Origin of the sequence: Microbacterium sp. MPKO10 (genome assembly GCF_026107415.2) — a bacterium.
In the GTDB taxonomy this organism is placed as follows: domain Bacteria; phylum Actinomycetota; class Actinomycetes; order Actinomycetales; family Microbacteriaceae; genus Paramicrobacterium.
In genome coordinates this window covers 21,033-35,166 of record NZ_JAPCHX010000001.1, presented here as the reverse complement: position 1 = coordinate 35,166, position 14,134 = coordinate 21,033, and the positions used below count along the sequence as shown (strand labels likewise).

Below are 14,134 nucleotides of genomic sequence, written 5' to 3'. Positions count from 1 at the left end.
CCTGAAACTGGAAGGTAGACACCACGATGAATATCGAAAACGTCTCTGTCAATCGCAGGAACGTCCTGCGGGGAGCGGTGGCAGCAGCGGTGCTGATCCCGTTCTCCACAACACTCGCGTCGTGCGCCACGGGCGGCGGCGGAGGAGGCGGCGATGCCGGACCCAAGGGGGACGTCACCGCAGACAACCCCTTCGGCCTCGCCACCGACACCAAGATTGATGCCGTCATCTTCGACGGCGGCTACGGCGTCGACTACGTTGAGTACGCCGCGAAGGTTCTCGACAAGAACCATGACGGCGTCACCACAAAGGTCTCGGCATCGACCAAGATCACCCAGGAGCTTCAGCCACGATTCGTCGGGGGAAACCCGCCAGACCTCATCGACAACTCCGGAGCCGACCAGATCGGGTTCAGCACCATCATGGACCAGATCGAAGACCTCACCGACGTCATCGACGCCAAGAACCTCGAGGGCGACACGATCCGCGACACGCTGTATGCGGGGGCGCTCGACCCGGGCACGTACGGCGACAAGTTCGCCGCGGTGAACTACGTCATGACGATCTACGGCGTCTGGTACTCCGCGAGCCTCTTCAAAGAGAAGGGCTGGGAGGTTCCCACGACGTGGGCCGACCTCAAGGACCTCGGCGCCAAGGCGAAGGAAGATGGCAAGTACCTGTTCTGCTGGGGCAAGGAAGCCGCCACCTACTACCAGACGATGTCCATCGGTGCCGCCATCAAGCAGGGTGGCGACGAAGTTCGTCTCGCCCTGGAGAACCTTGAGGAAGGCTGCTGGTCGAAGCAAGCCATTCAAGACGTCTTCAATGCCTTCAAAGAGATCATTGACGCCGGGTATGTGAAGCCGGGTGGTGCGGGAACGCAGTTCACGGCGGCTCAAGCGCAGTGGAGTCAGGACCAGGCGGCGATCCTCTACCCCTCGGGCTCGTGGATCGAGAACGAGATGAAGGATCAGACGAAAGACGGCTTTGAGATGACGGGCTTCCCGACGCCCGCCCTCGATGAGAACGCCAAGATGCCCGCCGAAGCCGTGCGTGCCACGGCCGGTGAGCCCTTCATCGTGCCATCCCAGGCCAAGAACGTCGCCGGCGGTAAGGAACTGCTGCGTGTGATGCTCTCGAAGGACGCCGCAACCAACTTCGCCAAGACGAAGCTGGCTCCCACGATCGTCAAGGGGCTCGTTCCCGATGACGGATTCGGTTCGACGGCACTCGTGTCGCAGACCGACATGCTCGACGCGGCTGGTGAGAACATCTACAACTGGAAGTTCGTCGACCTGTATGGCATGAATGGCGACCAGCTCACGCTGTGGAACCAGTTCCTCGCCGGCAAGATGAGCGTTGCAGACCTGACGGATGGTCTTCAGAAGATCACCGACAAGGTGCGCAACGACGATTCGATCGACAAGGTGGAAGTCAAGTGACAGCGGCCGGTGCCGACCCGGGGAACGCGATAGCCGCGACCCTGGGCAAGCCGGGGGGCCAGAAGGCCCCCCGGCGGCGCCGGCGTAAGCTCACGTTCGATTACGTCAGCTTTATGGCGGTGTTTCTCGGATTGCCGTTGGCGATCTTTGTGATCTTCGTCATCTCGCCGTTCGTCCAGGCCGCGTATTATTCACTCACTGACTGGTCGGGCTTCTCTCAAACGATGAATTTCATCGGAGTGCAGAACTACGTCAACCTCTTTCAGGATGACCAGTTCATGAAGGCCATGGGGAACAACATCTTCCTGGCCATCGTGGTTCCGCTGATCACGCTGTCGCTCGCCCTGCTCTTCGCCACGATGATCACCGTCGGCGGTCCGAGCCACGGACAGACTCGCGGTCTCAAGGCATCGAGCTTCTACCGCGTCGTGTCGTTCTTCCCCTACGTGATTCCCGGAATCATCATCGGCCTCATGTGGGCGCAAATCTTCGGGCCCGAAGGGCTCGTGAACGGCTTCCTGCGGATGTTCGGGCTCGACATGTTCGAGTCGTTCCCCTGGCTCGGCGACGAGCGAACAGCGATGGGTGTCTCGGTATTCGTGATCATCTGGGGCTTCGTCGGCTTCTACATGGTGCTGTTCATCGCCTCCATCAAGGGAATTCCCGCCGAAACCTTTGAGGCGGTCAGGCTGGATGGCGCGGGACGATTCCGCACAGCAGTCTCGATTACGATCCCGCTGATTCGCGACAACATCCAGACCGCGTACATTTACGTCGGCATCATGGCGCTTGACGCGTTTGTCTATATGGCTGCCCTGAACCCCAATGGCGGGCCAGCCAACTCAACACTAGTGATGAGCCAATACCTGTTCGAGGCCGCGTTCTCGCATGGCAAGTTCGGCTACGCGAGCGCGATGGGTGTCATTCTCGCTGCCATCACTCTGATCTTCGCCGCTGTCGTGTTCACCGTGAACCGCCTGGCCGGTGGCAAGGAAGACGGAGGCCGTCGATGAGTCACATCACCGAAACCCGAAAGCAGACGGTGCAGCCAAACGATCTGGCTCGCTCCCTGCGCAAGACGAAGCTGAGCCGCGGGGACCGCGCGGTCGGCACGGCATCGCACGCGATGCTCATCATCTGGTCGATCATTGTCGTGCTGCCGATGCTCTGGACCCTGATGACGTCGTTCAAGACGACGAAAGAGATCTTCGCGTCGCCGTTCGCGCTCCCGGCGGAGTGGAACTTCGAGAACTACGTTTCTGCGTGGACCGAGTACGACATCGGCGGGATGTTCTTCAACACGATCCTCGTCGTCGGTTTTGCGCTGGTCATCGTGATGGTGCTGGGTGCGATGTGCGCGTATGTTCTCGCGCGCTTCACCTTCCCCGGCAGCAAGGCGATCTACTACCTGATGCTCGCGGGGCTGACCTTCCCGATCTTCCTCGCGATCGTTCCCCTGTTCTTCATTCTGAAGAACATCGGGCTGCTCAACACGCTTCCCGGTCTGACGCTGACGTACGTGGCGTTCGCACTGCCGTTCACCGTGTTCTTCCTGTTCGCCTTCTTCAAGGGGCTGCCGGACGAGATTCAGGAGGCAGCGTACGTCGATGGTGCCGGTGAGTGGCGCACGTTCTTCCAGGTCATGCTGCCCATGGCGAAGCCGGGAATGGCGTCCGTCGCGATCTTCAACTTCCTCGGATTGTGGAACCAGTTCCTCCTGCCGATCGCGCTGAACACCGATAAGAGCAAGTACGTGCTGTCGCAGGGGATGGCCTCGTTTGCCTCCTCCGCTGGCTATGCCGTGAACTTCGGTGCGCTCTTCGCCGCAGTCATCATCACGATCACCCCCGTGCTGATCGTGTACGTGATCTTCCAGCGTCAGCTGCAGGGCTCGGTCTCGCAGGGAACGATGAAGTAGTCACACCACCGTCAGTTCGGACGATGCCACCGCTCGCTCACCGGCGGTGGCATCGTCCGTTGTCAGGCATCACCCGGAACGCCATATTGCCGCAGCAACGGCAGCCACACGTCGTCCACGATGGTCTCAATGACATCTCTCGGCACGCGGGCGCCCGTGAAAAGCAGCTCGTGCCGAAAAAGGTCGGCCGGCACATCGAGGACTCGCTTCGGTATCGAGGCGACGTCCAGGTCACGTCGGGCCGCAGCACGCTCAACGATGCGTTCGACAGATGACTGTGTGCCGATTCCGGTGCGCGCTCGCAGATCGGCGATACTCAGTCCCGTGTCGGTGAAGAACCCGGCGAGCTGAGCGCTGAGGACGGCAACGATCTCGGCTCGCGACGTGTTCGCGTTGACGAGCAGGCCGACGCTGTCGTCGCGCAGATTCCCGGTGTCAGGGATCGTCGTAGGCGAGAGCTCGCGGACCCGCCCGAGGGTGGCGATAAGCAGCTCGGTGCGGTCACGCCAGCGTCGGTAGAGCACAGGTCGGCTCGTGGATGCTGCGGCGGCGACGGCTTCGAACGTGAAGTCGTTGTATCCGCGCTTCACCAGAACATCCCACGACGCGTCGAGGATGGCATTCTCGAGCTCCGCCCCGCGGCGCCGGGTCGCCGGCTCATCATCCATAGGAATCATTTGTGTATCTTATCGCATCGGCGTACGCTGATCCTGTTAGATACACATGCGCATCTTAAGGAGCCTCTCGTGTCCGCTGAGAAAACACGCACACCGCTTGATCGCGGTGTGCTGATCATCGCGATCGTCACTCTCGTCGGCGGCATCGCCGTCATCCTCGATTCCACGATCGTCAGTGTGGCGCTGCGCGACCTGGCGAGCGACCTCGATGCCTCGATCGCCACCATTCAGTGGGTGAGCACCGGATACCTCCTCGCACTCGGCGTGGCCATTCCCCTCGTCGGCTGGTTGCAGAAGCGCCTCGGTGCGAAACGGCTCTGGCTGGCGGGACTCGCCGTGTTTCTCCTGGGATCACTGCTCTCGGCGTGCGCCTGGGGAGTGACAAGCCTCATCGTCTTCCGCGTTGTGCAGGGCCTGGGCGGGGGAGTGATGCTTCCGCTCATGGTGACCATCGTCATGCAGGCAGCCAAAGGAGAGAACCTGGGCAAGCTCATGGCCACGGTGTCGCTGCCCGCCGCCCTGGGACCCATTCTGGGGCCCGTCATCGGTGGACTTCTGATGTCGACGGGAGACTGGCGCTGGCTCTTCCTCGTCAACCTACCGGTGGGCGTCATCGGCCTGGTCCTGGCCTGGCGCGTGCTCCCGGCCGATCATCACGGCGCCGAGCGGGCACGACTCGATTTCGTCGGCCTGCTCCTTCTCGCCCCGGCACTGGTCGGGCTGCTCTGGGGGCTCGCGAATGTGCCCAAGGACGGCGGACTCCTGCGCGTCGACGCCATCGTCCCGATCGGCGCGGGGCTTGCCCTGCTGATCGGCTTCGCCTTCTGGGCTGCCGGTCGCGGGGCAAAGTCACTTGTCGATGTGCGTGTGCTGAAACACCGCCAGACGTGGTCGGCGACGGCGCTCCTCTTCCTCTCGGGTGCCGCTCTCTACGGTGCTCTCGTTCTGCTTCCGCTGTTCTGGCAGGACATCAGGGGAGCTGATGCACTCGGTGCGGGGATCCTGCTGATCCCGCAGGGTGTCGGGGCGCTGCTCAGCCGCTTCGCCGCGGCCCAGCTGACGGAGCGCTTCGGAGCCCGAACCGTCTCGATCGTCGGCTTCGCCGTCGTCGGCGCTTCGACGCTGCCGTTTGCCTTCGCCGATGCCGACACGAGCCTCTGGGTCCTCCTCGCCGCGCTGTTCGTACGCGGGTTCGGGCTCAGTGCCGTCACGATGCCGCTGATGACCGTGGCATACGTCGGCCTCGTCCATGACGAGATTCCACACGCCAGCATCCTGACGCGCATCGCGCAGCAGATTGGCGGAGCCGTCGGCGTCGCCCTGCTCACGGTGATCCTGCAGAGTGTCGCTCAGACAGCATCCTCACCCGCCCGTGCCTTCGACGTGGCGTTCTGGTGGGCGTGTGGATTCGCCGCGGTCGCCGTCGTGCTCTCGGTCGTCCTTCCCGGCAAGAACCTGGGGCGAACGACCGAGAACGATGCGCAGACGGAGCGGAGTGTCGTCAGCTCTTGACGGATCCGCTCATGAGGCCGCCGATGAAGTACTTGCCGAGAATGATGTACACCAGAAGCGTCGGGAACGACGCGATCAGCGCACCGGCCATGGCCGCGCCGTAGTTGGCGAGCTGTGCCCCCTGAGCGAGGTTGTTCAGCGCGAGAGACACGGGGCCTCCCTGCACATCGGTGAGGAACAGAGCGAACAGGTAGTCGTTCCACGCACTCGTGAACTGCCAGATGATCGTCACCACGAAGCCGGGAAGCGACAGTGGCAGCACGATCGATGCGTAGCTGCGCAGCATCCCGGCGCCGTCCATGCGCGAGGCTTCCATGAGCTCGATCGGGATGCCCTCGTAGTAGTTCCGGAAGATGAGGGTACAGATCGGCAGACCGTAGATGACGTGCACGATCAGCAGCGTCGAGATATTGCTCGGCAGACCGAGATCGGTCTTCATCTGCACGAGCGGCGTCAGCACGGCCTGGTACGGAATGAACATGCCGAAGAGGATCAGCGTGAACACAAGGCTCGCATGCGGGAAGCGCCACCGCGACAGCACGAAGCCGTTCATCGAGCCCAGCATCGCCGCGATGAGCGCCGCGGGGATCGCCAGAAGGAACGTGCGACCCAGTGCGGGTGCGAGGGCGTCCCACGCGGTGATCCAGTTGTCGAAACCGGTCGGCCCACCGTTCACGGACTCCCACGGCCACCGCAGGGGAAGGCCCCAGGACGACTCGGGGTTGACGTCGGCCGGCGGCTTGAAGCTGGTGACGAGAAGCACGTACACCGGCATGAGCACGATGATGACGAAGAACAGCAGCAGGGCGTACTTGGCTGTGCGGCCGAGAACGAACTGGGATCCTTTCCCCGTCGGCGCGCCACCGGCGGACGACGACGCGGCGACTCCGCTGGAGAGGTCAGTCTGGGTTGCCTCGCTCATGACGACCTCTTTTCTTCGCGCATCGTATGAATCAGGTAGGGAATGATGAACAGCGAGGCGATGATCAAAAGCACCGTGGCAATCGCTGACGCCTTCGCGTAGTCGTTGGAGGTCAGGGCCACCCACATGTAGGTCGCGGGGACCTCGGTCTGGTAAATCGCCTTCGTGACGGCCATGATCAGGTCGAACACCTTCAGCGACATGTGGCTGACGATGATGAGCGCCGACAGCGCAATCGGGCTGAGCTGAGGGAAGATCACGTGGCGGTACAGCTTCCACTCGCTCGCGCCATCCATGCGGGCCGCTTCGCGGAGCTCATCGGGGATGCCGCGGAAGCCGGCGAGGAACAGGGCCATGATGTAGCCGGAGAGCTGCCAGATCGCGGGCATCGCGATGGCGGCCATTCCCCAGATCGGCTCGTTCCACCACGAGTTCTGCAGAAAGTCGAGACCGAATGTCTGCAGCATCCGGTTCAGCCCCGAAGCCCTGTCGCCTTCAGCGCTGTTGAGCAGCCACCGCCAGACGACACCGGAGGCGACGAACGAGACAGCCATCGGGAACAGGTAGACGGAGCGGAACACTCCCTCGGCGTTGACTCCCTTGTCGAGGAGCCAGGCCCAGATGAAGCCGAAGATCATCGTCCCCGCGATGAACACGACGGTGAACACGACGAGGTTCAGAAGCGAATGGAGGAACCGCCCCTCGGTGAGCAGTGCGACGTAGTTCTGGAAGCCGACGAACGCTCCCTCGGAGGCGAGGGAGTGCCTGTCGGTCATCGAGGTCTGGATGTTCGCGAAGATCAGTCCGTAGACGAAAATCGCGACAAGGACGAGGCTCGGTGCCAGTAGCAGCACCGGCGGGCCCCAATTGCGTATGCCTTTGCGCACGGTTGCGGTTCTCCTCGCATCCCGGGGCCCGGCCAGCGTGGAATGGCCGGCCGGGCCCCGTCAGGTGGTTTCTTAGGACAGCGCTGATTCTGCCGCTGAGACGAGCGCGGAGATCAGGGCATCCTGGTCGCGGTCGCTGCCGAACTTACCAACGGCGGACGAGATGTCGCTCGACCAGGCGATCGGGGCTGCCGCGCCGTGCGCGAGCGAGCTGACGATCGTGTCGTTGGCGAACGACTCCATAGCGCTCTGCTGGTACTCGCCGTAGTCGGCGGGGTCAGCATCCGTGCGGGCCGGGATGGAGCCCTTGACCGTGTTGAAGGCCTTCTGTCCCTCGGCTGAGCTGATCGTGGTCAGCCAGTCCTTCGCGGCCTGCTCGTGGGGAGCTCCGACGGGGAGCGTGAAGGAGTCGGCGAGGAAGTCGAAGACGCCGTCCGTGCCGGGCGTCGGCCAGGTCGTGTACTCGGTTCCCCATGTCTGGCCCGCCTGCGTGAACGCAGCCTCCGCCCAGTCGCCCATCACGTTGTAGGCGGCGTTGCCGTCGATCACGATCTGCGAAGCGGCATCCCAGTCGAGGCCGGCGTAGTCCTGGTTCACGAAGTCCATGAGCTGGTCGTAGTGGTCTACAGCGGTCTTCACGCCATCGCTGTCCCACGCCGTTGATCCGTCCCAGAGCCCGGCGTAGCCGTCGGCGCCGAGGTCGGCGATCAGAACGTTCTCGAGCAATTGCATCTGCGTCCACTCGGTACCGATCGCGAGCGGTGCATCGACGCCGGAGTCCTTGACCTTCTGCAGATCAGCGATCCAGGCGTCAATCGACTCCGGAGCCTTCGTCGGGTCGATGCCCGCGCTCTCGAGCACCTCGGTGTTGACCCAGGTGACGTTGGCACGGTGGATGTTGCTCGGAACAGAGTAGATCTTGCCGTCGACGGTGAGTCGATCGATGAGATCGGCGGGGAAGACCTCGTTCAGGCCAAGGTCTTCGTAAAGTCCGCTGAGGTCTTGGATCTGCTCAGCGGCGATGTAGTCGGACAGCTCGGCGCCCGCGTGTGCCTGGAACGTGTCTGGCGGGTTGTCGGACTCCAGGCGTGAGGCCAGCGCTGCCTTCGCGTTCGAGCCGGCGCCGCCGGCAACTGCCGCGTTGATGAATTCGATGTCGGGGTACTGCGAGTTGAATTCCTTGACGAGGGCGTCAAGGCCCGCCTTCTCAGATCCCGAGGCCCACCAGGTGAATACCTCGACCTGGTCGGGGTTGTCGGGGTCGGATCCGTTCGACCCCCCTGACGAGCACCCGGTGAGTGCGAGGCCGACAGCGAGGGCGCCGGCCAGAATGGACATTCTCTTGCGCATGGTGCTTCCTCCATTGGAACTGTGCAATGCCGAGTTCTTCGGTTCTCATATTCAAGTATGAAAACGTTGCCAAACGCAAGTCCGACGCCGTGGTAATTATCGAATCGTGATGTCCGGCACTCGTGTCCGCCTGGTCTGCCGTCAGCCTTCGGGGCCGCGTTCCGCCGAGCCGCGCGAGTGCAGCGTTGCGGGCAGGAGTGTCGTGCGCGCCGGGCCGCGGTAGCCGTCGATGCGCTGAAAGAGCTGTTCTGTCGCGATTCGGCCCATGGCAAACGGGTCTTGAGCGATGACGGACAGACCCGGAGTCAGCGATCCGGCGAGTTCGAGATCGTCGAAGCCGAGGAGCGCGGGTTTCTCGCGCCGGAGGCTGAGCGCCTTCAGAACAGTGATCGTCGCACGGTTGTTGCAGGTGAAGATCGCGGTTGGTGGGTTCTCTGAATCGAGCATTCGCGAGACCGCGACGCGATGCTGCCCATCGTCGGGAACAGACGAGTGCACGAGGGCGGGGTCGTACGGAATGCCGGCCGCCGCGAGCGCGTCCTTGTAACCGGCGAGGCGCTCGACAGTGGTGTAGAGGTGCGCGCGGTCGCTGAGACAAGCAATGCGGCGGTGCCCTTGCGCGATGAGGTGCGCGATGCCGTCTCGGCAGCTGGCGCGATTGTCGCTGATGACAGCATCCGCGATGTGGTCGGGAGCCGGTCGGTCGACGAAGACCATCTGCAGCCCGGACTGCAGTGCCGAGGCGTAGTAACTGACGTCGCCGCGCTCGGACGGGGTGACGACGATGCCCTCGAGGCGGCGCGCGCTCAGGGCATGGACGATCTGCCGCGCGCGGTCGTTCTCGCGCCGGTATGAGGCGACGAGCAGCATCGACCCGCGATCGCGCGCGACGTCTTCGACCGACTGCGTCAGCTGCGAGAAGAACGGGTCTGTCACATCCTCGATCACGAGCCCGACGGTTTCGGTTGCGCCGGTGCGGAACTGGCGTGCCGATTCGTTGCGGCGATAGCCGAGTTCGTCGATCGCTCGGTGAACTGCCTCGATTTTTGCCGCGCTGACATGTGGGTCACCGTTGACGACACGTGAGACCGTCGAGAGCCCGACGCCAGCGCGTGCGGCGACGTGCTTCATCGTCGGATGTGTGGGGCCTGATCGGCCGCGGTGCTGGTCGGGCGCCATCGCTCTCCTCGTCACAATGCTTGAGGAAACGTTACCAAGACCGGTACCGGCTGCGTCAATCAGGAGCGCGCGGAGTACTGCTCCCGGATGATCGCACGATGGTCGGCGGTCGGCTCGGCCGCGATCGCCACGGTCCATGCCGGGCGCTCGCCCGTCAGAGCCCAGGCCGCCTGGACGGCCGCGCCGTCAGCCACGTATTCGCCGGGCTCGGGGATGACGACGGGAATATCGAACACCTGCGCGGCGATCTGCTGCACGGCGGTGTTCTGGGCGGCTCCGCCCACCATCAGGATGCGGTCGGCTCTGACGCCCTGCGCGCGCACCGCATCGAGGCCATCGGCGAGGCCGCAGAGCATACCTTCCACGGCGGCACGGGCGAGGCCCGGGCGGGTTGTCGAGCTCAGTGTCATGCCCGAGAGGGTCGCGGTGGCGTCGGGTAGATTCGGGGTTCGCTCGCCCTCGAAGTAGGGGTGCAGAACGAGTCCGCCTGCTCCCGGGGCGGACTGCAGAGCGAGGGCGCCGAGTGCGGCGTGGTCGACGCCCAGAACGCCAGCCACGGCATCGAGAATGCGGGCGGCGTTGAGCGTTGCGATGAGCGGAAGGTAGGCCCCGTCCGCGGAGGCGAAACCGGCGACGGTGCCCGAGTCGTCGCGCGTCGGTCTGTCGGCGACGGCGAAGACGGTTCCCGACGTGCCGATCGAAACGACGACATCACCGGATGCTGCGCCGAGGCCCAGTGCCGCGCCGGCGTTGTCACCCGCGCCTACACCAACGATGGCTCCGTCCGGTGTTGTCCCCGCGCGTTCGCCAGGGCCGAGGACGCGCGGGAGGACGACGCGGTGCCCGAGAGCACGCTCGGCCAGCTCAAGGTCGTACGACTCGTGTTCGGCTGACCAATAGGCGGTTCCGGAGGCATCGGAGCGGTCGGTCGTCAGCTGGTCGAGCTGCGGGCCGAGAGGTGATTCTCCGACGGGGCCGTAACCGCGCAGCCGCCAGGTCAGCCAGTCATGGGGGAGTGCGACAGCAGCGACGCGCGCCGCGTTCTCGGGCTCGGCATCACGCAGCCACCGCAGTTTGGAGCCGGTGAACGACGCGACGGGTACAACACCCACGCGACGGGCGTATGCGTCGGCGCCAACCTCGTCGATCAGGTCGCGGGCCGCGGGAGCACTGCGCGTATCGTTCCACAGGAGCGCGTCGCGAATCACCACCCCCTCGGCATCGAGCGCGATCATGCCGTGCTGCTGCCCGGCGATGGAGATTGCTGCGACGTCTGTGATGCCGCCGGCATCTGCGATAGCGCTCCTCAAAGCGTCCCACCACGCGGCGGGCGGCACTTCCGTTCCCTCGGGATGCTGTGCCCGGCCGCGGCGCACGACGGCGCCCGTTGCGGCATCCCGAATTACGATCTTGCAGCTCTGCGTCGATGAGTCGATACCCGCGACAAGCGTCATGGCTGTGCCTTTCCCTCAGCGTACAAACCGCGCATGGCCACCCTGGTGCTCGCCGTGGTGGCCATGCGCGGCAGGTCGGATGCTGTCAGCCGCGAGCGCCCATCAGGTGCTCGATCGTCAGCTGCTGCAGGCGCACGAATCCGAAGCCCTTGCCGTTGAAGTAGGCGTCGGCGTCGAAGTCCTCGAAGGAGGCGCGGTCGGAGAGAAGAGCGTCGTAGGTCTCACCGTCGCCGAGGGTCGGCGTCGAGAGCTCGTCGACCTTCGCGGCGGCCAGGGCCTCCTGCACCTCGGGATCGGCGCGGAACGCAGCAGCGCGCTCCTTCAGCAGAAGGTACGAGCGCATGTTGGCACGTGCCGAATCCCACACGCCGTTCTCGTCTTCGGTGCGGCTCGGCTTGTAATCGAAGTGACGCGGGCCGTCGTACGACGGTCCGCCGTTCGGGCCACCGTTCTCGAGCAGGTCGACGAGCGAGAAGGCGTTCTGCAGGTCGCCGTGCCCAAACACGAGGTCCTGGTCGTACTTGATGCCGCGCTGGCCGTTGAGGTCGATGTGGAAGAGCTTGCCCTGGTACAGCGCCTGGGCGATTCCAGCCGTCATGTTGAGGCCGGCCATCTGCTCGTGTCCGACCTCGGGGTTGATGCCGACGAGCTCGGGGCACTCGAGCGTCTCGATGAACGCAAGGGCGTGGCCGAGCGTGGGCAGCAGGATGTCGCCGCGGGGCTCGTTCGGCTTCGGCTCGATCGCGAAGCGGATGTCGTAGCCCTTGTCAGTCACGTACTGGCCGAGCAGGTTGACGGCCTCGCGGTAGCGCTCGAGGGCCGCCTGAACATCCTTCGCCGTGTCGTACTCGGCGCCTTCGCGGCCGCCCCACATGACGAAGGTCTTTGCGCCCAGTTCGGCGGCGAGGTCGATGTTGCGCAGCACCTTGCGCAGGGCGAAGCGGCGAACGGCGCGGTCGTTCGACGTGAAGCCGCCGTCTTTGAAAACCGGGGCCGAGAAGAGGTTTGTCGTGACCATCGGAACCACGATTCCGGTGTCGGCAAGTGCCTGCTTGAGGCGGTCGATCTGCGTCTGGCGCTCGGCGTCTGTCGAGCCGAAGGCGAAGAGATCGTCGTCGTGGAAGGTCAGGCCGTAGGCGCCGATCTCGCTCAGCTTCTCAACCCCGTGAACAACGTCGAGGGGAGCGCGGGTCGGCCCGCCGAACGGGTCGGTTCCGTTGTACCCGATCGTCCAGAGTCCGAATGAGAACTTATCGTCGCGTGTGGGTGTGGGGCTCATGTGAAACTCCGTCTGTGTCAGCATCGTCGATGATTTGTCGATCTGCACAACATATTAGATCACGGATGCTGTTTGCACCAGCCGTGTGTGACAAAAACCCTGCGCCGTCGACGTTTACTGTGTGTCACAGCATCCGTTTGGTGTGTCACGCAACGAATGTGCCCTCTTGTGAGACGTGTGCTGGGCAGAGCGGACTTCGCCGACTCTTCGGGCTATTTTTTCGCGGCGTTTTTTGTTCCCGGCGTAGACAAAGACAAAAATGTCAGCTATGTTTTCTCCGTCAACAAAGCTACGCGGAATGCCAGTCCGAGCATGAACGTTCGGCAGACATCTCGTGAGCGCCTCACCGCGTGGCAATGACGTGATCGCATTTCAGAGAGGAAATCAGCACATGTCCATCACCAAGAAGGCTTTGGCCCTCGGAGCCGTCGGGCTCATGGCGGCGGGGCTTGCCGCCTGTTCGTCCGACGCAGAGGGATCAACCTCAGACGGCGCTGTTGAGTGCAACGTCGGCATCTCGATGCCGACGCGATCGCTTGAGCGCTGGATCAATGACGGCGAGCAGCTTGAAGCACTGCTCAAAGACGACGGGTGCACCGTCGACCTGCAGTACGCAGACAACAAGACCAGCCAGCAGATCAGCCAGATTCAGAACCAGATCGCCGGCGGGGCGAAGATTCTTGTCGTCGCTCCCATCGACGGTGAAGTTCTCGCCCCCGTGCTCAGCGAGGCGAAGAAGACACAGGATGCCGTCGTCATCTCGTACGACCGCCTCATCAACGGCACGGAAGACGTCGATTATTACGCGACATTCGACAACGCGAAGGTCGGCAAGATGCAGGGCGAATTCATCGTCGACCAGCTCGGACTCGACGACGGCGAGGGTCCCTTCAACCTCGAGCCGTTCGCGGGCAGCCCCGACGACAACAACGCGAAGTTCTTCTTCTCGGGCGCCTGGGACGTCCTGTTGCCGTACGTCGAAAATGGTCAGCTGGTCGTGCCGAGCGGTAAGGCTCCCGCTTCGAACGACGAGTGGGCGTCCATCGGCATCCAGGGCTGGGCCTCAGACAAGGCACAGGCCGAGATGGACAACCGTCTCACCTCGTTCTATTCGGGTGACGAGAAGGTCGACGTCGTGCTCTCGCCGAACGACAGCCTCGCCATCGGCATTGAGGCATCGCTGAAGTCCGCGGGTTACACGCCGGGTGAGGACTACCCGCTGATCACGGGTCAGGATGCTGACACGGCGAACGTCAAGGCGATCCTCGACGGTGAGCAGGCGATGACGGTGCTGAAAGACACCCGCAAGCTCGGCCAGACCGTGTTCGAGATGATCCAGGAGATCGTCGCGGGCGACGACGTGTCCACGACCGTCACTTACGATAACGGGAAGCTCGACGTTCCGACGGCTCAGCTCGACCCCGTCGTCGTGACGAAGGACAACGTGCAGGAGGAGATCATCGACAGCGGCTTCATCGACGCCTCTGAGCTCGGCCTGTGAGACCGTGCGGCCG

At 63.7% G+C, this 14,134-nt stretch carries 12 protein-coding genes; 5 read left to right on the top strand and 7 right to left on the bottom strand.

The genetic code is table 11. From position 1 onward, the window contains the following. Positions 1 to 26: 26 nt before the first annotated feature. From ngcE to OK352_RS00130, 3 genes are all read left to right on the top strand, one after another. The gene (gene ngcE / locus OK352_RS00140) at positions 27 to 1,442 is read left to right on the top strand and encodes an N-acetylglucosamine/diacetylchitobiose ABC transporter substrate-binding protein (RefSeq protein ID WP_265139369.1); all 1,416 of its coding nucleotides are present in this window, start codon (positions 27 to 29) and stop codon (positions 1,440 to 1,442) included. Further along, a complete protein-coding gene (locus OK352_RS00135; protein WP_372338066.1) occupies positions 1,439 to 2,455 on the top strand; it encodes a carbohydrate ABC transporter permease in 1,017 nt (338 codons plus the stop codon). The genes ngcE and OK352_RS00135 overlap by 4 nt, the downstream gene beginning before the upstream one ends. 113 nt (positions 2,456 to 2,568) lie before the next feature. Next, positions 2,569 to 3,360, top strand: coding sequence for a carbohydrate ABC transporter permease (locus OK352_RS00130; protein ID WP_265140226.1), 792 nt, complete (start codon positions 2,569 to 2,571; stop codon positions 3,358 to 3,360). Between the two features lie 62 nt (positions 3,361 to 3,422). Here OK352_RS00130 and OK352_RS00125 read toward each other — a convergent pair whose 3' ends face one another. Further along, positions 3,423 to 4,037, bottom strand: a complete 615-nt coding sequence (locus tag OK352_RS00125; RefSeq protein ID WP_265139368.1) for a TetR/AcrR family transcriptional regulator — start codon at positions 4,035 to 4,037, stop codon at positions 3,423 to 3,425. A gap of 69 nt (positions 4,038 to 4,106) precedes the next feature. Between OK352_RS00125 and OK352_RS00120 the strand changes: the two genes are divergently transcribed. Continuing rightward, positions 4,107 to 5,549 carry an MDR family MFS transporter gene (locus tag OK352_RS00120; protein ID WP_265139367.1) on the top strand — a complete coding sequence of 481 codons (1,443 nt, stop codon included), beginning with the start codon at positions 4,107 to 4,109 and terminating at the stop codon, positions 5,547 to 5,549. On the opposite strand, the gene OK352_RS00115 is transcribed toward OK352_RS00120, so the two are convergent. From OK352_RS00115 to xylA, 6 genes are all read right to left on the bottom strand, one after another. Beyond that, entirely contained in the window at positions 5,539 to 6,471 is a 933-nt protein-coding gene (locus OK352_RS00115) for a carbohydrate ABC transporter permease (protein WP_265139366.1), read from the bottom strand. The genes OK352_RS00120 and OK352_RS00115 overlap by 11 nt on opposite strands. Next, the gene (locus OK352_RS00110) at positions 6,468 to 7,358 is read right to left on the bottom strand and encodes a carbohydrate ABC transporter permease (RefSeq protein WP_265139365.1); all 891 of its coding nucleotides are present in this window, start codon (positions 7,356 to 7,358) and stop codon (positions 6,468 to 6,470) included. Before OK352_RS00110 ends, OK352_RS00115 begins: the two co-directional genes overlap by 4 nt. Positions 7,359 to 7,430: 72 nt before the next feature. Next, complete coding sequence (locus OK352_RS00105; protein ID WP_265139364.1) at positions 7,431 to 8,708, bottom strand: ABC transporter substrate-binding protein; 1,278 nt, start codon at positions 8,706 to 8,708, stop codon at positions 7,431 to 7,433. A gap of 141 nt (positions 8,709 to 8,849) precedes the next feature. After that, on the bottom strand, positions 8,850 to 9,839 hold the full coding sequence (locus OK352_RS00100; RefSeq protein ID WP_265139363.1) for a LacI family DNA-binding transcriptional regulator: 990 nt from the start codon (positions 9,837 to 9,839) through the stop codon (positions 8,850 to 8,852). 107 nt (positions 9,840 to 9,946) lie between these two features. Then, positions 9,947 to 11,341 carry a xylulokinase gene (gene xylB, locus OK352_RS00095; RefSeq protein WP_265139362.1) on the bottom strand — a complete coding sequence of 465 codons (1,395 nt, stop codon included), beginning with the start codon at positions 11,339 to 11,341 and terminating at the stop codon, positions 9,947 to 9,949. 85 nt (positions 11,342 to 11,426) lie between these two features. After that, a complete protein-coding gene (xylA, locus tag OK352_RS00090; protein WP_265139361.1) occupies positions 11,427 to 12,620 on the bottom strand; it encodes a xylose isomerase in 1,194 nt (397 codons plus the stop codon). A 391-nt stretch (positions 12,621 to 13,011) separates the two neighbouring features. On the opposite strand from xylA, the gene OK352_RS00085 reads away from it, so the two are divergent. After that, a complete protein-coding gene (locus tag OK352_RS00085) occupies positions 13,012 to 14,121 on the top strand; it encodes a substrate-binding domain-containing protein (protein ID WP_265139360.1) in 1,110 nt (369 codons plus the stop codon). Positions 14,122 to 14,134: the final 13 nt, after the last annotated feature.

Bases quoted from the DNA above. Each gene is read 5' to 3' on its own strand.
- OK352_RS00100 (WP_265139363.1), bottom strand. From the start codon at position 9,839: ATGAAGCACGTCGCCGCACGCGCTGGCGTCGGGCTCTCGACGGTCTCA.
- OK352_RS00105 (WP_265139364.1), bottom strand. From the start codon at position 8,708: ATGCGCAAGAGAATGTCCATTCTGGCCGGCGCCCTCGCTGTCGGCCTC.
- OK352_RS00130 (WP_265140226.1), top strand. From the start codon at position 2,569: ATGCTCATCATCTGGTCGATCATTGTCGTGCTGCCGATGCTCTGGACC.
- ngcE (WP_265139369.1), top strand. From the start codon at position 27: ATGAATATCGAAAACGTCTCTGTCAATCGCAGGAACGTCCTGCGGGGA.
- OK352_RS00125 (WP_265139368.1), bottom strand. From the start codon at position 4,037: ATGATTCCTATGGATGATGAGCCGGCGACCCGGCGCCGCGGGGCGGAG.
- OK352_RS00115 (WP_265139366.1), bottom strand. From the start codon at position 6,471: ATGAGCGAGGCAACCCAGACTGACCTCTCCAGCGGAGTCGCCGCGTCG.
- xylA (WP_265139361.1), bottom strand. From the start codon at position 12,620: ATGAGCCCCACACCCACACGCGACGATAAGTTCTCATTCGGACTCTGG.
- xylB (WP_265139362.1), bottom strand. From the start codon at position 11,341: ATGACGCTTGTCGCGGGTATCGACTCATCGACGCAGAGCTGCAAGATC.
- OK352_RS00085 (WP_265139360.1), top strand. From the start codon at position 13,012: ATGTCCATCACCAAGAAGGCTTTGGCCCTCGGAGCCGTCGGGCTCATG.